General features: G+C 73.7%; 15 protein-coding genes. 9 read left to right on the top strand and 6 right to left on the bottom strand.

Features of this window, described 5'->3' with window-relative positions; genetic code table 11:
* The first annotated feature begins 222 nt into the window (after window positions 1-222).
* Window positions 223-1002 carry a polyprenol monophosphomannose synthase gene (locus tag ACF06X_RS24615; protein ID WP_392289470.1) on the top strand — a complete coding sequence of 260 codons (780 nt, stop codon included), beginning with the start codon at window positions 223-225 and terminating at the stop codon, window positions 1000-1002.
* Window positions 1003-1098: 96 nt separating this feature from the next.
* Window positions 1099-1692, top strand: a complete 594-nt coding sequence (gene fxsA / locus ACF06X_RS24610; RefSeq protein WP_392289469.1) for an FxsA family membrane protein — start codon at window positions 1099-1101, stop codon at window positions 1690-1692.
* Between the two features lie 96 nt (window positions 1693-1788).
* Here fxsA and ACF06X_RS24605 read toward each other — a convergent pair whose 3' ends face one another.
* From ACF06X_RS24605 to ACF06X_RS24590, 4 genes are all read right to left on the bottom strand, one after another.
* The gene (locus ACF06X_RS24605; protein ID WP_026278069.1) at window positions 1789-2163 is read right to left on the bottom strand and encodes an RNA polymerase-binding protein RbpA; all 375 of its coding nucleotides are present in this window, start codon (window positions 2161-2163) and stop codon (window positions 1789-1791) included.
* 255 nt (window positions 2164-2418) lie between these two features.
* Window positions 2419-3774, bottom strand: a complete 1356-nt coding sequence (locus ACF06X_RS24600; RefSeq protein WP_392289468.1) for an MFS transporter — start codon at window positions 3772-3774, stop codon at window positions 2419-2421.
* A gap of 41 nt (window positions 3775-3815) precedes the next feature.
* Window positions 3816-4580, bottom strand: coding sequence for a glycerophosphodiester phosphodiesterase family protein (locus tag ACF06X_RS24595; protein ID WP_392289467.1), 765 nt, complete (start codon window positions 4578-4580; stop codon window positions 3816-3818).
* Window positions 4577-5281, bottom strand: a complete 705-nt coding sequence (locus tag ACF06X_RS24590; protein WP_392289466.1) for a YitT family protein — start codon at window positions 5279-5281, stop codon at window positions 4577-4579. The genes ACF06X_RS24595 and ACF06X_RS24590 overlap by 4 nt, the downstream gene beginning before the upstream one ends.
* A gap of 64 nt (window positions 5282-5345) precedes the next feature.
* On the opposite strand from ACF06X_RS24590, the gene ACF06X_RS24585 reads away from it, so the two are divergent.
* A complete protein-coding gene (locus ACF06X_RS24585) occupies window positions 5346-6845 on the top strand; it encodes a PLP-dependent aminotransferase family protein (RefSeq protein WP_392289465.1) in 1500 nt (499 codons plus the stop codon).
* 19 nt (window positions 6846-6864) lie between these two features.
* Here ACF06X_RS24585 and ACF06X_RS24580 read toward each other — a convergent pair whose 3' ends face one another.
* Together ACF06X_RS24580 and ACF06X_RS24575 are read right to left on the bottom strand one after the other, a co-directional pair.
* Complete coding sequence (locus ACF06X_RS24580; protein ID WP_392289464.1) at window positions 6865-8613, bottom strand: hypothetical protein; 1749 nt, start codon at window positions 8611-8613, stop codon at window positions 6865-6867.
* Window positions 8614-8655: 42 nt separating this feature from the next.
* Window positions 8656-8850 carry a hypothetical protein gene (locus tag ACF06X_RS24575; protein ID WP_158985291.1) on the bottom strand — a complete coding sequence of 65 codons (195 nt, stop codon included), beginning with the start codon at window positions 8848-8850 and terminating at the stop codon, window positions 8656-8658.
* A gap of 414 nt (window positions 8851-9264) precedes the next feature.
* Here ACF06X_RS24575 and ACF06X_RS24570 point away from each other — a divergent pair, with 414 nt between their 5' ends.
* The 6 genes from ACF06X_RS24570 (at window position 9265) to ACF06X_RS24545 (ending at window position 19163) form a co-directional block, all read left to right on the top strand.
* Window positions 9265-9657 carry an ankyrin repeat domain-containing protein gene (locus ACF06X_RS24570; RefSeq protein WP_392289463.1) on the top strand — a complete coding sequence of 131 codons (393 nt, stop codon included), beginning with the start codon at window positions 9265-9267 and terminating at the stop codon, window positions 9655-9657.
* A gap of 244 nt (window positions 9658-9901) precedes the next feature.
* Entirely contained in the window at window positions 9902-11317 is a 1416-nt protein-coding gene (locus ACF06X_RS24565) for a HEAT repeat domain-containing protein (protein ID WP_392289462.1), read from the top strand.
* A gap of 781 nt (window positions 11318-12098) precedes the next feature.
* A complete protein-coding gene (locus ACF06X_RS24560; RefSeq protein WP_392289461.1) occupies window positions 12099-13217 on the top strand; it encodes a glycosyltransferase family 4 protein in 1119 nt (372 codons plus the stop codon).
* Entirely contained in the window at window positions 13214-14449 is a 1236-nt protein-coding gene (locus ACF06X_RS24555; protein WP_392289460.1) for a glycosyltransferase, read from the top strand. The genes ACF06X_RS24560 and ACF06X_RS24555 overlap by 4 nt, the downstream gene beginning before the upstream one ends.
* Window positions 14446-15534: a GDSL-type esterase/lipase family protein gene (locus ACF06X_RS24550; RefSeq protein ID WP_392289459.1), complete on the top strand. Its 1089-nt coding sequence runs from the start codon at window positions 14446-14448 to the stop codon at window positions 15532-15534. The genes ACF06X_RS24555 and ACF06X_RS24550 overlap by 4 nt, the downstream gene beginning before the upstream one ends.
* Window positions 15531-19163: a hydantoinase B/oxoprolinase family protein gene (locus ACF06X_RS24545; RefSeq protein ID WP_392289458.1), complete on the top strand. Its 3633-nt coding sequence runs from the start codon at window positions 15531-15533 to the stop codon at window positions 19161-19163. The genes ACF06X_RS24550 and ACF06X_RS24545 overlap by 4 nt, the downstream gene beginning before the upstream one ends.

Genomic DNA, 19163 nt, shown 5'->3' with positions numbered 1-19163 from the left:
CCATCCCCGGGAACCAGGTTCAGCGCCCGCGCCTCGGGGGCGAGGGAAGGTCTTTTCCGGCGGAGGGTGCGACCCGGGTGGGGCCCGGACGTTCAGTAGACAACGGCTCTCGGTCGACCCGCAGCCAGCGGGTCCCGAGGTCGGCCCGAAGGACGCCGGGCCCCGATCCGCATCACTGGCTCGCTATGGTGGAGGTTCGCGCAGGCATCCGAAGGGGCAGCAGTGAACGACGGTGGCCAGAGGCGGTACGGCCCGCTCGGCAGTGCCTTGGTGATCATCCCGACCTACAACGAGGCGGAGAACATCAAGCCCATCGTCTCGCGCGTACGTGCGGCCGTCCCCGAGGCGCACATCCTCGTCGCCGACGACAACAGCCCCGACGGCACCGGCAAGTTCGCCGACGAGCTCTCCGCCGAGGACGACCACGTCCACGTCCTGCACCGCGCGGGCAAGGAAGGGCTCGGCGCCGCCTACCTCGCCGGCTTCCGCTGGGGTGTCGAGCACGGCTACGGCGTCCTGGTCGAGATGGACGCCGACGGCTCCCACCAGCCCGAGGAGCTGCCCCGGCTGCTGACCGCGCTGAAGGGCGCCGACCTCGTGCTCGGCTCGCGCTGGGTGCCCGGCGGCCGGATCGTGAACTGGCCCAAGTCTCGCGAGTTCATCTCCCGCGGCGGCAGCCTCTACTCGCGCCTCATGCTCGACGTGCCGATCCGGGACGTCACCGGCGGCTTCCGGGCCTTCCGCAAGGAGACCCTGGAGGGCCTCGGCCTGGACGACGTGGCCTCGGCCGGCTACTGCTTCCAGGTCGACCTGGCCCGCCGCGCGGTCGCCGCCGGTTTCCACGTCGTGGAGGTCCCCATCACCTTCGTGGAGCGCGAGGCGGGCGACTCCAAGATGAGCAAGGACATCCTGGTCGAGGCGTTGTGGCGGGTCACCGGCTGGGGCCTGACGGCCCGTGCGCGGAAGGTCGGCAGGTTGCTCGGCCGCGGGCCCGCGCGCTGACCCCTCCTTTACCTCCTTTACGAGCCCCTCCTTTACGACCCTTTCCTTCACGACCCTTTACGACGTTCCTGCGGGGCGCCAGGCACACTGGGGACCATGACGACAGGCGCACCGCCCCCTCTCGCCCCCAAGCGCTCCCGCGCGCGTACGTTCCTCCCCCTGGCCCTCGTCGCCTGGCTGGTCCTCGAGATCTGGCTGCTCACGGTCGTGGCGGACGCGGCCGGCGGACTGACCGTCCTCGGCCTGCTGGTCGGCGGCTTCGTCCTCGGCGCCGTGGTGATCAAGCGGGCGGGCCGACGGGCCTTCAGGAACCTCACCGAGACCTTCCAGAAGGCGCAGATGGCGGCGCAGACGGGGGTGGCGCCCACCCCCGCCGACCGGGTCGGCGCGCAGGACCGCAACGGCTTCCTGATGCTCGGTGGGCTGCTCCTTATGATTCCCGGCCTCGTCTCCGACGTGCTGGGTCTGCTGCTGCTCGTACCGCCCGTCCGCTCGATGCTCGGACGGTCCGCGGACAGGGCCGTGGAGCGCCGGATGAGCGCCGCCCCGCAGGGCAGCCTCCAGGACGCCTTCCAGCAGGCTCGTATGCACCGGCCGGACGGCAAGGTCGTGCAGGGTGAAGTGGTGCGGGACGACGCTCCCCAGGGGCCGCGCGACCCCCAGGACCCTCGCCCGCCGCTGACGCCGTAACGCGCACGACGCCGTAACGCCGCACGACAACGCCGCGGGGCCCGGTACACACCAGGTGTACCGGGCCCCGCGGCGTTGCTTCGGCCGCGCCGTCCGCTAGGCGGACTTGCGGCTGTCTCGCGGATGTACGGCGATGTTCATCGCGCCGGACCGCAGGACCGCCAGCCTCTCGGCCAGCACCTCCTCCAGCTCCTCACGCGTCCGCCGCTCCATCAGCATGTCCCAGTGCGTACGCGCCGGCTTGCCCTTCTTCTCCTCGGGGCCGTCCCCGTCCACCAGTAGAGCCTGGCTTCCGCAGACCTTGCACTCCCACTCCGGCGGAATTTCCGCTTCCACAGAGAAGGGCATCTCAAAACGATGGCCCTTCTCGCATGCGTACTCCACGGCCTGGCGCGGGGCCAGATCGATGCCGCGGTCGGTCTCGTAGCTGGTCACCACGAGGCGCGTGCCGCGAAGAGCTCGCTCACTCATGAATCGTGCCTCCCGGGCTTGTCGCCCACAGGACAGGTGTCGCTGTCGTCGTCATCCGGTCAACGTCCGGTCGGCGGTAAAGATTCCCGTTCCGGGTCGTGCGTCGCCCGTCGTGCCGCCCCTTGTTCTACCCACCAGTGCCCGGTTTGTCACATCTGGCAGCAGATGTCACCCAGCGCTTTCACTAAAGCAGCACGCAGTAACGGTCCGCCTGGCAGGCCAAAGGCGTACACTACCGGCCTTTCACTTCCGCGTCTAAATCCGTTCCGGAACCGGGTTGCCCGCGGCGGCCACGGCGGCCCGGACCGGAACCCGCGCAAGAAGGACGAAACCGGCGGCGAAGAAGATCACCAGAGAGATGATGGCATCCCGATAGCTGCCGGTCAGCTGATACGCGACACCGAACACCAGTGGCCCCAGCCAGCTCAGGCCCCGGTCGCTCATCTCGTAGGCCGAGAAGTACTCCGCCTCCTTGCCGCGCGGCACCAGGTGTGAGAACAGCGAGCGCGACAGCGCCTGGCTGCCGCCCAGGACGAGACCGATCGCCGCCGCCAGACAGAAGAACGCCACCGGCGCGCCGGCCGGCAGGAAGTACCCGGCGGCCAGGATCAGCGTCCAGACGGCCAGGGAGGCCAGGATCGTCTGCTTGGCGCCGTACGTACGCGCCATCCGGCCCATGCCGAGCGCCCCGACGACCGCGAGGACCTGGACCAGCAGCACCGCCGTGATCAGCGTCGTCTGCTCCAGACCCAGCTCCTCCGAGCCGTAGATCGACGCCTGCGAGATCACCGTCTGCACCCCGTCGTTGTAGACGAGATAGGCGAGCAGGAAGGAGAGCGTCAGCGGATGGCGCCGCATGTCCCGCAGCGTCTCCCGCAGCTGCCGCCAGCCGCTGCCGACCGCGCCCTCCCCGTGCGGCCGCACCCGGCGGTCGCGCAGCCGCCGCAGCGGTACGAGCGTGAAGGCGCCCCACCAGAGCCCCGCCGAGGCCAGGCAGATCCGCACCGCCGCGCCCTCCGAGAGCCCGAAGGACTCGTGCCCCGAGTACAGGACCAGGTTCATCACCAGGACGACGGCGCCGGAGGTGTAACCGAAGGCCCAGCCGCGCGAGGAGACCGCGTCCCGCTCGTCGGGCTCGGCGATCTGCGGCAGATACGCGTTGTAGAGCACCATCGAGACCGCCAGCGAGGCGTTCGCCACGATGAGCAGGAACGCCCCGAGCAGGTACCGGTCACCGCCCAGGAAGAACATGCCCGCCGTCGCGGCGGCGCCGGTGTACGCGGAGACGGCGAGCAGCGGCTTCTTGCGGCCCGTACGGTCCGCCGCCGCGCCCACCAGCGGCATCACGAGGACCGCCACCACGATCGAGACCGAGACCGAGTAGGCGAAGAGCGAGCCGGCGCGCACCGGGATGCCCAGCGGGTGGACGAACCCGTCCGCGTCCGCCGCCGCCTTGGCGACCGACGTCAGATAGGGCCCGAGGAACACCGTCAGCACGCTCGTCGAGTACACCGAGCAGGCGAAGTCGTAGAAATACCAGCCGCGCTGTTCGCGACGGCGGTCGGCGGGATCGGCGGTGTGCTCCTCCGGCTCGGCAGTGTTGGCGGTCAAGGCCGCGGCCCCCTCGTTGGTCCCCGTGGCGGGACGCGCGCTCAGACCCACACTCCCCGGTCGGTCAGAACGGTACGCAGCGTCTCCAGATGATCGGTCATGATGCCATCGACCCCGAGGTCGAGGAGGGAGTTCATCCGGTCCGGATCGTTCACGGTCCACACATGGACCTGCAGCCCACGGGCGTGGGCCTCCCGCACGAAGCGCCGGTCGACCACCGGGATCCCGCCCTGGCTCTCCGGGACCTGCGCGGCCACCGCGCCCGCGCGGAGGGCGGCGGGGATGCCGAGCGAGCGCAGCCGCAGCCCGAGGACGCCCTTCACGCCGTACGAGGTGGCCAGCCGCGCCCCCGCGAGCCGCTGGGCCCGGGCCACCCGGCCCTCGGTGAACGACCCGACGCAGATCCGGTCCCAGGCGCCGGTCCTGCGGATCAGGTCGACGAGCGGGACGAGCGACGACTCCGCCTTGAGGTCCACGTTCCAGCGGGCCTGCGGGAACTCCTCCAGGAGCTCCTCGAAGAGCGGCAGCGGCTCCTTGCCCGCCACCCGCGCCTCACGGACGGCGTCCCACGGCAGATCACGGATCCGGCCGGTGGCGTCCGTGATCCGGTCGAGCGTGGAGTCGTGGAAGGCGACCAGCGCGCCGTCCGCGGTGGTGTGCACATCGGTCTCGAAGTAGCGGTAGCCGGCCGCGGCGGCGCCCCGGAAGGCGGCCGCGGTGTTCTCCAGGCCGTCCGCCGCCCCGCCGCGGTGGGCGAACGGGATGGGGGACGGGTGGTCCAGATAGGGGTGGCGTACGCGAGTCACCGCCGCAGTATGGCCTGCTCCGGTGTCGCGGAGGCGACCACGGTGCTGCTTCCGGCCCGCTCCGGGACGGCGAACCGGCGCAGGAAGAACTGCGCGAGCGGTCCGATGGCCAGCGCGTACAGGACCGTGCCCACGCCGACCGTGCCGCCCAGCAGGAAGCCGGCGGCGACCACGGCGACCTCGATGCCCGTACGGACCAGGCGGATCGAGCGGCCGGTGAGCCGGTGCAGACCGGTCATCAGGCCGTCGCGCGGGCCGGGGCCGAACCGGGCGGCGATGTAGAGACCCGTCGCCACACCGTTGAGGACGATGCCGACGACGAGCAGCGCGCTCCGCGCGAGCAGCCCGTGGGCGTCCGGGACCACCGCCAGCGTCCCGTCCATCGCCACACCGATGACGAAGACGTTCGAGACCGTGCCGAGACCGGGCCTCTGCCGGATCGGGATCCACAGCAGCAGCACGATCGCGCCGACGACGATCGAGACGACTCCGATGGTCAATCCGGTCTTCTCGGCGAGACCCTGGTGGAGAACGCCCCAGGGCTCCAGACCGAGCCCGCCGCGCACGAGCAGCGCCGAACTGATCCCGTACAGCGCGAGACCGGCGTAGAGCTGAGCGAGCCGACGGGTCAGATGCCGGTCGCGAAGACCGGAGGCGATGGACAAAGGACTGCCCCCTGTGGTGGTAGTGGACTGACTCATGTCACTCTGTGGCAGGGGATCGGATCCCAACTATGGCCAATTCGAGGAAGGTGGACTGAATTCCATGGCTCAGTGGACTTCGGCCGTCGGGCCGGCTCAGCTCGCCCGTCAGCTCCAGGCGCAGCAGCCCCGCCCCGCCGGTCCCGGCGCGCGCAAGCCGCCCGCCTACCGCGCCCTGGCCGACGGCATCCGCCTCCTCGTCCTGGAAGGACGGGTCCCCGTCGCCGCCCGGCTGCCCGCCGAGCGCGAACTCGCCGTGGCGCTCACCGTCAGCCGTACGACGGTGGCCGCCGCCTATGAGGCGCTGCGCGCCGAGGGCTTCCTGGAGTCCCGGCGCGGGGCCGGCAGCTGGACGGCCGTACCGGCCGGGAACCCGCTGCCCTCGCGCGGGCTCGAACCGCTGCCGCCCGAATCGCTCGGCTCCATGATCGACCTCGGCTGCGCCGCCCTGCCGGCCCCCGAGCCGTGGCTGACCCGCAGCGTCCAGGGCGCCCTGGAGGAGCTGCCGCCCTACGCCCACACGCACGGGGACTACCCGGCCGGCCTGCCCGCGCTGCGGCAGATGCTCGCCGACCGGTACACCCGGCGCGGCATCCCCACCATGCCCGAACAGATCATGGTCACGACCGGCGCGATGGGCGCCATCGACGCGATCTGTCACCTCTTCGCCGGGCGCGGCGAGCGGATCGCCGTCGAATCGCCCTCGTACGCCAACATCCTCCAGCTCATGCGGGCCGCGGGCGCCCGTCTCGTCCCGATCGCGATGGCCGAGGGCCTGACCGGATGGGACCTGAACCTCTGGCGGCAGGTGCTGCGGGACGCCGCGCCCCGCCTCGCGTACGTCGTCGCCGACTTCCACAACCCGACCGGCGCCCTGGCCGACGAGGACCAGCGGCGCCAGATGGTGGACGCGGCCCGCTCGGCCGGCACGGTCCTGGTCGTCGACGAGACCATGTCGGAGCTCTATCTGGAGGACGACCTGCGGATGCCCAAGCCGGTCTGCGCCTTCGACCCGGCGGGCTCCACGGTGCTCACGGTCGGCTCGGCGAGCAAGGCGTTCTGGGCGGGCATGCGGATCGGCTGGGTCCGGGCCGCGCCGGACGTGATCCGCTCGCTGGTGGCGGCGCGGGCCTACGCGGACCTCGGCACCCCGGTCCTGGAGCAGCTCGCCGTCAACTGGCTGATGGGGACCGGCGGCTGGGAGCAGGCCGTCTCCATCCGCCGTACCCAGGCCCGTGAGAACCGCGACGCGCTGGTCGCGGCGGTTCGCGCCCAGCTCCCCGAGTGGGAGTTCGACGTGCCCCGCGGCGGTCTGACGCTCTGGGTCCGCACGGGCGGCCTGTCGGGCTCGCGGATCGCGGAGGTCGGCGAGCGGGTGGGCGTCCGGGTGCCCTCGGGGCCGCGCTTCGGGGTCGACGGCGCCTTCGAGGGGTACATCCGGCTGCCGTTCACCGTCGGCGGCCCCGTCGCGGAGGAAGCGGCGGCGAGGCTGGCGGCGGCGGCCCGGCTCGTGGAGTCCGGCGCGGGGGCGGGCGTCGAGGGGCAGCGGGCGTTCGTGGCATGACCGCTGCCCTTCGCCGTCCTCAGCCCTCGGCGGGGACCGGGGCGTGGCGCGGGGCCGGACCCGGGTCGGCGGTGGTCGCGGCGGTCGTCGCGGTGACGGAGGCGGTGGTCGTCGCGGTGACGGAGGCGGGGGTGGGCGCGGGCGCGGTGACGGAGGCGGGGGTGGGCGGGGCCCCGTCGGGCTCCACCGCCGGAGCCGCGCCGGGAATGTGACCCGGGTCGGGGGCCGAGCCCGGGGCCGCCTCGATCGCCGTCGCCGTCGCGGTCTGGCGCTCCGGCAGGAGCTCCAGGACCGCCCTGCGGTGCGCCTCGCTCGTCGCGTCGTCGTACGGGTCAGGCGTCGCCGGGACCTGAAGGCGCAGGACCGGGCCCGCACCGAGGCGGGCGTAGCCGCGGCCCGGAGGGACGACCGGGATCGGCGTGGTGTGCGGCTCGACGCCGAGGACCGACTCGATCTGCTCGGGGGACGCGGGCCCGAGCACCACCCGGGCGCGGGTGTGCGTCCGTACCGTCTCGGTCAGCGCGTCCACGCTGTCGAACTGCTCCGCCACCACGACCGTGACCTGCGCGGCCCGGCCGTGCCGCAGCGGCACGTGAAGGAGGTCCTGCGGGTCGGTGCGCCCGGCGGCGGCCGCGAGATGCCCGAGGACGCTCGGGCGGTCGAGCAGGATCCACAGCGGGCGCTTGGTGTCCTCGGGCGCGGGGTGACCGGCCTGGCGCGCCCGGTTCGCGGCGATCAGCCGCCGCTCGGTCTCGTGGGCCGCCCACTCCAGGCTCGCCAGCGCTCCCGCGAGACCGCACTCGACGGCCAGGACGCCCGCACGGCCGATCAGACAGGCGTACTCGCCCGTGCCGCTGCCCTCGATGACGAGGACGTCGCCGTGCGGCAGGGCCTGCAGGGCGATGGACCGCACCAGCGACGTGGTGCCGCTGCCGGGCTGGCCGACGGCGAGCAGATGCGGCTCGGTCGAGCGCGGGCCGGTGCGCCAGATCACGGGCGGCGCGTCCTTCGCCCCGTCGGCGGCCAGGACCGGGACGGTCCGCTGGACGGCGTCCGCGTCGGTGAAGCCGAGGACCGTCTCGCCCGGCACGGTGACGAAACGCTGGGCGGCGATCGTGGTGGGCAGGGCGGGCAGCACGCTCAGGACGAGCTGGTTGCCCTCCTCGTCCCAGTCGAAGAGGTACTCACGGCCGCGCCCCGACTTGGCGTGCAGCAGCTGCTCGATCCGGGCACGGGAGGAGGCCTCCCCGTCGGTGAAGTAGGCGGGGTACTTGATCCGAAGCCGCGTGAGGCGCCCGCCGTCGTCGAAGGCGTACTCCGCGAAGGCGCCCGTCCAGTCGCCGCCGTGGGCGAACAGCGGGGCCGGGTCCTCGGGCACGGAGAAGTACGGCACCAGCGCCTCGTAGAGGCCCTTGAGCCGCTCGATCTCGGCGTCGTCGGGTCCGGTCTTCACGACCGGGTGCTCACGCCCCTTCCACGCCGCCGCGCCCATGACCGAGACGAGCGCGAGGAGCGGCCCGTACGGGACGAGGGCGACGACGAGGACGCAGGCCGCGACCAGGAGCAGCGTGGGACCGCGCCGTTCCTTGGGGGTCGCGGCCCACCTGGCACGCCCGGTCGCGGCCAGCCTCCGCAGACCACGCGTGATCGTGATCAGCGGATGGAGCACGTCGGTGGCGCTGTCGGCGGCCGTGCGCGCGATCTCTCGACTGCGAGCGATCCGGTCGCTGCCGCTGCTCAGAATGCGGGGGAGTGGTCGCCGGGCCACGTCGTACTCCTGGAGTTGTGGAAGGGGCTGTGATGCGGGGCGTCAGAAGTTGATCCCGCCCAGAAGGCTGGCGAGACTCTGGCCGCCCGCGGTGATGCTCGGGGCGATGGCGGTGCCGGCGAGATAGAAGCCGAACAGCGAGCACACGAGGGCGTGGGATGCCTTGAGGCCGTCCTTCTTGAAGAACAGGAAGCAGATGATGCCGAGCAGGACCACGCCTGAGATGGACAGGATCATGAGGTGTTCTCCTGGTTGAGGGGACAGTCACCATGAGTCCTTCCAGGTTCACAGGAAGTATCTATGCGATTAAAGGTGCATATGAGTGAAAAGAGGGTGATTTCACTTGACTGGCGGATGTGGCGGACGGGCCCGGGTGGCGAAACGCGCGAGGCGCGCTAGCGCCGGTCCGCCCGGGGCGTGACCGGGATGTGACCGGGCCGTGACTGGGGTGATCTTTGCCGCGGACGGCCCAGGTCATGTCGTCGCACGGGCAGTACCCTGTCGATTCACTCGTACGGCCGCGCTCGCCGTGCGCAGGTCAGGGCCCCGGTCCACGCCGAGGTCAGGGCCGAGACGGTCGATACCGACGGTCGACATCGACGGTCGACATACACAGAGATCCACAGCAGGAGAGAAAGGCGGACACCTCCGATGAGCGAGACTCCGGACCCCGAGGTCGTCGAGCTGGCCGGGAAGGTCTTCGACCTGGCGCGCACGGGCGACGCCGAGGCGCTCGCCGCCTACGTCGACGCGGGCGTCCCCGCGAACCTCACCAACGAGAAGGGCGACTCCCTCGTCATGCTCGCCGCCTATCACGGGCACGCCGACGCGGTCACGGCCCTCCTCGCCCGCGGCGCGGACGCCGACCGCGCCAACGACCGGGGCCAGACCCCGCTCGCCGGCGCCGTCTTCAAGGGCGAGGACGAGGTCGTCCGCGCTCTGCTCGCCGGCGGGGCGAATCCGGAAGCAGGGACTCCGTCCGCCGTGGATACTGCTCGGATGTTTGGGAAGGCAGAACTCCTCGAATTGTTCGGCGCCCGGTGAAGATCGTGGTGAACGGGCACTGAACCCCAGGTGAGAGCGGTGTCGTAAATGTGGTCGCGGTGGCGAAATGGCTGGGTCATCATGACGTCGGGCCCGCAAGGGGCCACCGACGAGAGGCAGAGGAAGATGGTCAACACCAAGCGAAGGACGACAGGCGGCCCTCCATGTTGCTGCGCGGCCTAGGCGATCACCAGTCCCCGGTACTCCCCGGTCGTGTCGACAGCTTGATGTGAGGCATCTTCCAATGTTCGAACCATTCATAGCGCCGAGCGGCACCCTGCTCGGCCTGCTGCAGAGGGGCCGCGGCGACGGCACCCTGCACGCGCTCGCCGCGCCACGCGCCGAGGCCCTCGCGGCCCTGAACCACTGTGTTCTCAACGACCCGCGCCACGACTGGCAGGTCGAGAACCGCTCTCTCTACTACGCCCGTCTCTACCTCGACCTGCACGGCGGGCTCGAGGAGGTCGAGGCCCACCTCTTCGGCGCCGACGACCTCTTCGACGCCGAGGAGAACAGGACCGGGCTCGCCCTCGCCGTCCTCGGGCACCTCGCCTCGTACGGCCGGCGGGACGCCCTGACGCTGCTCCGGCGGTACGCCGCGACCGGCGCGAACTGGGCCTGGGCGCTCGACGAGCTCGCCCTGCGCGACGACGACGCCGGACTGCGCTCGCTCGCCGTTCCCGTCCTCGCCCGCTTTCCCGCCACCGCGGAGGGCGACGCGGAGCTGGCGAGCGCCGTACGGGACGCCTTCGAGCCCCGCCCGTGGCGGCTCTGGGCCGAGGACCGGCGGGACGCGGTCGGCAGCCGGGTCAGGGCGGCCCAGGAACAGGGCTCCTTCGACCGCTGGCAGCGCCAGATGCGACCCAGCGGGCCCCGGCCCGGCTGGAGCGTCCAGGCGGTCTTCGACTGGGCCCAGGAGGGCCTGGAGCGCGGCACGGTCCTGCACGGGCCCGCCGCCCGCTGCCTGACAGCCGTCGCCGGGCCAGAGGACCGGGCGGCGATCGTCGGGGCGGCCCGCGGCGGTCCGGACGGGGCGCGCTGCGCCGCCCTGCACTACCTCGCCGAGGCGCGCGATCCCGCGGTGCTGGACCTCATCGAGGCCGCGGCGGGCAGCGACTCCCGTACCGTCGCCGAAGCCGCCGTCTCGGCGTTCGAGCGGATGTGCGGGGAAGACGCCGTGGACCGCGCCCGGGGCTGGGTCCACCGGCCCGATCCCCTCGGCGCCGCCGCCGCCGGTGTCCTCGCCTCCCGCGGCGGGGCCCGGGACGCCCACCTCGTCCTCGGCGCCCTGCGGGAGACCGTCCGGGCCGAGGGCCCCGACGCGACCGCCCTCTACACCCTTGTCGACGGCGCCGGCCGCCTCGGCATCGCCTGCGCCGCCCCCGTGCTGCGCCACGTCTACCGAGAGACCGCCTCCTCCCAGCTCCGCGGCCGCACGGCCCGCGCCCTCGCGGCGACCGATCCGACTTTTCCGACGGGCTTCGCCGTCGAATGCCTCTGGGACTGCGAGGAGACCACCCGCGAGGTGGCGGCACTGCACGCCGAGACCGGCGACGTCCGCGTCGCGGAACGCCTGCGCCGCCTGGCCGCCGACCCGGCCGAAGAGGCCGAGGTCCAAACCGCGGTACGCAACCGCATAGGCCCGGACCTGCAGGTCTGAGACGGGGCGCGGGGCGAGGCCCTCGGGGCGGGATTCCCGGATCCCCGGTGGGGAAGCGGAGGCCGCACGCCTGCCGGGCGGGGCCGACCCGCTGGGGCGCGGATGCCCGGATCCCCTGCGGGGAGTGGCGCCGGCCCGGTGATGCCGTGAAGGCCGCCCGCCTGCCGGGCGGGGCCCGAGCCGCTGGGGCGCGGATGCGCGGATCCCCGCGGGGAGTGGCGTTGGCCCGGTGAAGCCGTGAAGGCCGCACGTCCGCTGGGGTGCCCGAGCCGCTGGGGCGCGATGCCGGGATCCCACGCGGGGAGTGGCGCCGGCCGGGTGATGCTGCGAAGGCCGCACGCCTGCCGGGCGGGGCCCGAGCCGCTGGGGCTGGATGCCCCGGACCCCCTGCGGGGAGTGACGCCGGCCGGTGATGCCGCGAAGGCCGCACGCCCGCCGGGCGGGGCCCGAGCCGCTGAGGCCGGAAGGGCCGGATGTCCGTCGGGACCGGCGCCGGCAGGCCGAGGCCGGGAGGCCGGATACGCACCGGCGCGGGCCCGGCTCGACGAGGCACTGAAGGCCGGACGCCCGCTGAGCGGCGTGGCCCGCGGCGGTCCAGAGCCCCCGGCCGGAGGGGCGAGCGGCCTGCGGGGGGCACGGGTCCCGCCGATGGGGCCCCGCCCCGACGATGAGGCCTCCGAGGCAAGGGAAGGTGCCGCCCGGGGCAAACGCTCATGGGACGTTCCCCGTACGTCCAGATCCACGTTGGCGGGGACACGCCGGGCCCGACGACAACACCGGTATGCGTGTCGTCATCGTCACCGAATCCTTCCCTCCCGATGTCAACGGTGTGGCGCACTGCGCCCAGCAGACCGCGCGCCACCTCGCCCGCCGCGGTCACGACCCCCTCGTCATCGCCCCCGCCGCCGCCCCTGAGCCGGACGCCGAAGCGCCCTGCCCCGTCGTCCGCATACCCTCCCTGCCCCTCCCCGGCTACCCGCAGGTACGCGTCGCCCTGCCCAGCCGCCGGGTCGCCGCGACCATCGCCGCGCACCGGACCGATCTCGTACACCTGGCGAGCCCGTTCGTCCTCGGCGTACGCGGGATGGCCGCCGCGACCCGGCTCGGGCTCCCCGCCGTCGCCGTCTACCAGACCGACCTCGCCGGCTACGCCCGTACCTACATGGGTACGGGCGAAGGCGCCGCCTGGCGCCGGCTGCGAGCCGTCCACGGCGCCGCCGACCGCACCCTCGCACCGTCCACCTCCGCCCTGCGGGACCTGGAGAGCCACGGCATCGACCGCGTACGGCTCTGGCGCCGCGGCGTCGACACCGTCCGCTTCCGCCCCGAGCTGCGCGACGAAGCCCTGCGCCGCGAGCTCGCCCCCGGCGGCGAACTCCTCGTCGGCTACATCGGCCGCCTCGCCCCCGAGAAGCGCGTCGAACTGCTCTCCGGCGTGTGCGCACTGCCCGGCGTACGGGTCGTGGTCGTCGGCGACGGACCCAGCGGACCCGGGCTGCGCGCCGCCCTCCCCGACGCCGTGTTCCTCGGCCGCCGCACCGGCTCCGACCTGGCACGGATCTTCGCCTCGCTCGACGTGTTCGCGCACACCGGCCCGTACGAAACCTTCTGCCAGACCGTGCAGGAGGCGATGGCGAGCGGCGTCCCGGTCGTCGCCCCCGCGGCGGGCGGCCCCCTTGACCTGGTCGCCCACCGGCGGACCGGGCTCCTCGTCCCACCGGACGACGTCACCGCCCTGCGGGACGCGGTGGCCTCCCTCGCCACGGCGCCCGCGCTGCGCGCCGCCTACGGGCGGGCCGGCCGGGCCGCGGTCGAGGACCGGACCTGGGAGGCCGTCGGCGACCAACTGATCGGCCACTACCTGGAGGTGCTGCGCGAGCGGACGGCGGTGGCGGCATGAACGGCGACGGACACGACCGGCCGGGCCACGGGCTGCGCATCGTCCGGCTCGCCAACTTCGTCACCCCCACCTCGGGCGGCCTGCGCACCGCCCTCGAACAGCTGGGACGCGGCTACCGGGAAGCCGGCCACGAACCGGTCCTGATCGTCCCCGGGGACGTGGCGAGCGCCCAGGTCACCGACCAGGGCCGGATCATCACCCTGCCCGGCCCCGTCCTGCCCGGGACCGGCGGCTACCGCGTCCTCGCCGACCGGCGCCGGCTGCGCCGGCTCCTCGACGAGCTCGCGCCGGACCGGCTCGAGGTCTCCGACCGGACGACTCTGCGGTGGACGGGGGAGTGGGCCCGGCGGGCCAGGGTGCCCGCGGTGATGGTCTCGCACGAGACCGCCCACGGTGTGCTGCGGACCTGGGGCGTGCCCGAGGAGGCCGCCGCCCGCGTGGCCGACCGGCTCAACCGCCGGACCGCGTGGGCCTACTCGCGGATCGTCTGCACGACGGAGTGGGCGGAGCGGGAGTTCGTACGGATCGGGGCCCGCAACGTCGTACGGGCGCCGCTCGGCGTCGACCTGGGCCGCTGCCGGCCGGGGCGGCGCAGCACCGTCCTGAGGGCCAAGCACGCGGACGGCGAGCGGGTGCTGCTGTTGCTGTGTTCCCGGCTCTCGGTGGAGAAGCGGCCCGGGACGGCGCTGGACGCGCTGGCCGTGCTGCGGGCCTCGGGGATCCGGGCGGCGCTCGCCGTGGCGGGCGACGGGCCGCTGCGGGGCGCGCTGGAGCGGCGGGCCAGGGAGGAGCGGCTGCCGGTGCGGTTCCTGGGCCATGTCGCGGACCGTGAACGTCTGGCCGACCTCCAGGCCGCCGCCGACCTGTGCCTGGCTCCCGGACCCGCCGAAACGTTCGGCCTCTCGGCGCTGGAAGCTCTCGCCTGCGGCACTCCGGTCGTCGCCAGCGCCTCGTCGGCCCTCGCCGAGGTCCTCGGCGACGCGGGCGCCTGCGCCCAGGACCGGCCGGACGCCTTCGCCGCGGCCGTCCGCTCCCTGCTCGGCCAACCCGAACAGCGGCGCCGCGCGGCGGCACGCGCGCGTGCCGAACTCTTCGGCTGGGACCGCTCGATCGCCGCCTTCCTCCACGCCCACGACGCGACCCCGACCCCGGCCCCGACCCCGGCCCCGACTCCGGCCCCGACTCCGGCCCCGACCCTCCCCGGCGTCCCGTCCCAGGCGGCGCCCCGATGACCCAGCCACCTGCCACGCCCGTGCGCACGCCCGTAGGGCCCCTCGCCGAGCCGGCCGGGATCCGTGACGGCGCCCCGATGACCCAGCCACCTGCCACGCCCGTGCGCACGCCCGTACGGCCCCCCGCCGAGCCGGCCGGGATCCGTGACGGCGGCGCGTGGGCCGTGCCACGCCCCGCCCGCCGGGTGATGGGCCCCGACCGGCCGCGGTCAGGCAACCGCCCCCTCCAGCCGCTGAGGTTCGCCGTTCTCGGTGACTCCCTCTCCGAGGGAGTCGGGGATCGCGTCGAGGGCGCCTGGCGGGGCTGGGCCGCCCTGTTGGCCGACGGGCTCGTCGAGGCCGGGCGGGCGGTCGAGGTCCGGAACCTCGCCGTCAGCGGGGCACAGAGCCGGGAGGTCGCCGAGGAGCAGGCTCCGGAGGCGGTGGCGTTCCGGCCGGATCTCGCCTCCGTCGTCGTCGGCGTCAACGACACCCTGCGCCGGACCTTCGACATCGAGCGGTTCGCCCGGTGCCTCGACCGGGTCTGCGCGGACCTCGCCGGGAACGGAGCCGTTCTCCTCACCGCCTGCCTGCCCGACCCCGGCCGGATGCTCCGGCTGCCCACCCCGCTCGCCCGCCCCCTGGAGCGCCGCCAGAAGGCCGTCAACGCCCTCGTCCACGCCGTCTCCGCCCGCTACGACGCCGTCCACCTCCACCTCGCCGAACCCGTCTGGACCGACGACCGGTCCCTCTGGAGCGCCGACCGGCTCCACCCCGGCGAGCGCGGCCACCGCGCGATCGCCGCCCGCTTCCACACGCTCCTCGCCGCCCGTGGCCTCGCCCACGGCACGCCCCCCTCGCCCGAACCCGAACAGCCCCCGCCCACCCGCGCGGACACCGTCCGCTGGCTCGCCACGGCCGGCACCGGCTGGGTCGCACGTCGCTGCCACGACCTGCTGCCCCAGCTGCTCCACCTCGCGGGGGCCGAGCTGCGGCACTCGGCGGCCGGCACCGCCGCCCGGCTGGACCACCGCGCCGAACACGCCCTGTCCGCCGCCCTCGCGGCGGTGTCCCTCGACGCCCCGGTGGCCACAATGGGGGAATGAGCGGGCGCTGGGAGTTCTGGATCGACCGTGGCGGCACCTTCACCGACATCGTGGGCCGGCGGCCCGACGGCCGGCTCGTCACCCGCAAACTCCTCTCCCACGACCCCGCCCGCCCGCACGACGCCGCCGTCGCCGGGATCCGGCTCCTCCTCGGCCTCGGCCCCGACGAGCCCGTCCCGGCCGAGCGCGTCGAGGTCGTCAAGATGGGCACGACCGTCGCCACCAACGCACTCCTGGAGCGGCGCGGCGAACCGACCGTCCTCCTCGTCACCCAGGGCTTCCGCGACGCCCTGCGCATCGCCTACCAGAACCGCCCCCGGCTCTTCGACCGCCACATCGTGCTCCCCGAGGCCGTGTACGAGCGGGTGATCGAGGTCCCCGAGCGGGTCGACGCCCACGGGAGCGTGGTCACGCCCCTCGACGAGGACGCCGTCGCCGCGGAGTTGGCGGCGGCCCACCGCGCCGGATACCGAGCCGCCGCCGTCGTCCTCCTGCACGGCTACCGCCACCCCGACCACGAGACCCGCGTCGCCGCCCTCGCCCGAGCCCACGGCTTCCCCCAGGTCAGCTGCTCCCACGAGGTCAGCCCGCTCATCAAGCTCGTCCCCCGCGGCGACACCACCGTCGTGGACGCCTATCTCTCCCCGATCCTGCGCCGGTACGTCGACCAGGTGGCGCGGGAACTCCCCGGGATCCGGCTGATGTTCATGCAGTCCAACGGCGGACTGCGGGAGGCCGCGCACTTCCGGGGCAAGGACGCGGTCCTGTCCGGCCCGGCCGGCGGCGTGGTGGGCATGGCCCGCACCTCCCAGCAGGCGGGTTTCGACCGGGTCATCGGCTTCGACATGGGCGGTACCTCCACCGATGTGTCGCACTACGCCGGCGAGTTCGAGCGTGAACTCGGTACACAGGTCGCCGGTGTGCGGATGCGCGCCCCGATGATGAACATCCACACCGTCGCGGCGGGCGGCGGCTCCGTCCTCCACTACGACGGCCGCCGCTACCGCGTGGGACCCGACTCCGCGGGCGCCGTCCCCGGCCCCGCCTGCTACCGCCGCGGCGGCCCGCTGACCGTCACCGACGCCAATGTGATGCTCGGCCGCGTCCAGCCCGCCCACTTCCCCGCCGTCTTCGGGCCCGAAGGCGACCAGCCGCTCGACGCCGGCGTCGTCCGCGAGAAGTTCACCGCCCTCGCCGAAGAGATCGGCGGCGGCCGCACCCCCGAGGAGGTCGCCGCCGGATTCCTCGAGATCGCCGTCCTCAACATGGCCAACGCCGTCAAGAAGATCTCGGTCCAGCGCGGTCACGACATCACCCGCTACGCCCTCACCAGCTTCGGCGGCGCCGGCGGCCAGCACGCCTGCGCCGTCGCCGACGCCCTGGGTGTCGACACCGTCCTCGTACCCCCGCTCGCCGGTGTCCTCTCCGCGTACGGGATCGGCCTCGCCGACGCCACCGCCATGCGCGAGCAGTCGGTCGAGGCGGAGCTCGGCGCACCGGGGACCCACGCGCGCGTGACGGAGCTGTGCGCCCGGCTCGCCGAGCGGACCAGGCGGGAGCTGCGGGCGGACGGGCTGCCGGACTCCGCGATCACCACCCACGCGCGCGTGCTCCTCCGGTACGCGGGCACGGACGCGAGCCTCCAGGTCGGCCTCGCCTCCGCCGAGGAGATGGCCACCGCGTTCACGGCCACCCACCGCGCGCGGTACGCCTTCACCATGGAGAAGCCGCTCGTGGTCGAGGCGGTCTCCGTGGAGGCGGTCGGCCGGGCCGGACCACACGGCCCGGTGGTCGCCGACGCCGCGGCACGCGAGGGCGCGCTCGCGCCCCGGGCCACGGTACGGACGTACAGCGGCGGCACGGCCGTGCCGACCCCGCTGTACCGGCGCGAGGACCTGCGCCCCAACGACACGGTCACCGGCCCCGCGATCCTCGCCGAGGCCGACGCCACCACCGTCGTCGACGAGGGCTGGCAGGCCGCCGCCGGCGACGGCGGCCACCTCGTCCTCACCCGTGTCCGCCCCCGACCCTCCCGGGTCGCGGTCGGCACGGACGTCGATCCTGTCCTCCTGGAGGTCTTCAACAACCTCTTCATGGCGATCGCCGAGCAGATGGGCGTACGCCTGGAGAACACCGCCCACTCCGTCAACATCAAGGAACGCCTCGACTTCTCCTGCGCCCTGTTCGACCCCGAGGGCAACCTCATCGCCAACGCGCCCCACATCCCCGTCCACCTCGGCTCCATGGGCGAGTCCATCAAGGAGGTCCTGCGGCGCGGCGGCGGCTCCCTGCGCCCCGGCGACGTCTACGCCGTCAACGACCCGTACCACGGCGGCACCCACCTCCCCGACATCACCGTGGTGACACCGGTGTTCGACGCCTCCGGGGACGAGCTGCTCTTCGTCGTCGCCTCACGCGGACACCACGCGGAGGTCGGGGGCATCACACCCGGCTCCATGCCCGCGTTCAGCAGGACCGTCCACGAGGAGGGCGTCCTCTTCGACAACTGGCTTCTCGTACGGGACGGGCGGCTGCGCGAGGAGGAGACGCGCGCCCTGCTGACCGGCGCCCGGTACCCCTCCCGCGACCCGGACACCAACCTCGCGGACCTGCGCGCCCAGATCGCCGCCAACGAGAAGGGCATCGCCGAACTGCGCGCGATGGTCGACCAGTTCGGCCTCGACGTCGTCCACGCCTACATGCGGCACGTGCGCGCCAACGCGGCGGAGTCCGTGCGGCGGATCGTCGCCGGCCTTCGGGACGGCGCCTACCGCTACGAGACGGACGGCGGCGCGATCATCCGGGTGGCGGTCCGCGTGGACCGCGAACGGCGTACCGCGGTCGTCGACTTCACCGGGACCTCGCCCCAGCGGGAGGGCAACGCCAACGCGCCCACCTCCGTGGTCATGGCCGCCGTCCTGTACGTCTTCCGCACCCTCGTCGACGACGACATCCCCCTCAACAGCGGCTGTCTGGAGCCCCTCGACATCCGCGTCCCGCCCGGCTCCATGCTCGCACCCGTCTATCCGGCGGCGACCGTCGCGGGGAACGTCGAGACCTCGCAGGCGGTCACGGGCGCCCTGTACGCGGCGCTGGGCGTCCAGGCCGAGGGCTCGGGAACGATGAACAACGTGACCTTCGGCAACGCGCGCGTGCAGTACTACGAGACCGTGGCGAGCGGGTCCGGCGCGGGCGACGGCTTCCACGGCGCCGACGCCGTCCAGACCCATATGACCAACTCCCGGCTCACCGACCCCGAGATCCTCGAGTGGCGCCACCCCGTCCGGCTGGACTCCTTCGCCGTACGGGAGGGCAGCGGCGGCCCCGGCCTGTGGCACGGCGGCAACGGGGTCGAGCGCCGCATCCGCTTCCTGGAACCGATGACCGTCACCCTGCTGACCGGCCACCGCCGCGTCCCGCCCTACGGCATGGCAGGAGGGGGCCCCGGCGCCCTCGGGGAGAACACGGTCGAACGCGCCGACGGCACCCTCGAACGCCTCGCCGGAGTCGACACCACCGAGGTGGGCCCCGACGACGTCCTCGTGCTCCGCACACCCGGCGGCGGAGGCTACGGCACGCCGCCCGCCCCCGAGCCTCTCGGCGGCGGCTGCGCGCCACCGGACCGCTAG

This window comes from Streptomyces sp. NPDC015346 (genome assembly GCF_043078785.1).
In the GTDB taxonomy this organism is placed as follows: domain Bacteria; phylum Actinomycetota; class Actinomycetes; order Streptomycetales; family Streptomycetaceae; genus Streptomyces.
This window is presented reverse-complemented; position numbering and strand designations above follow the sequence as displayed.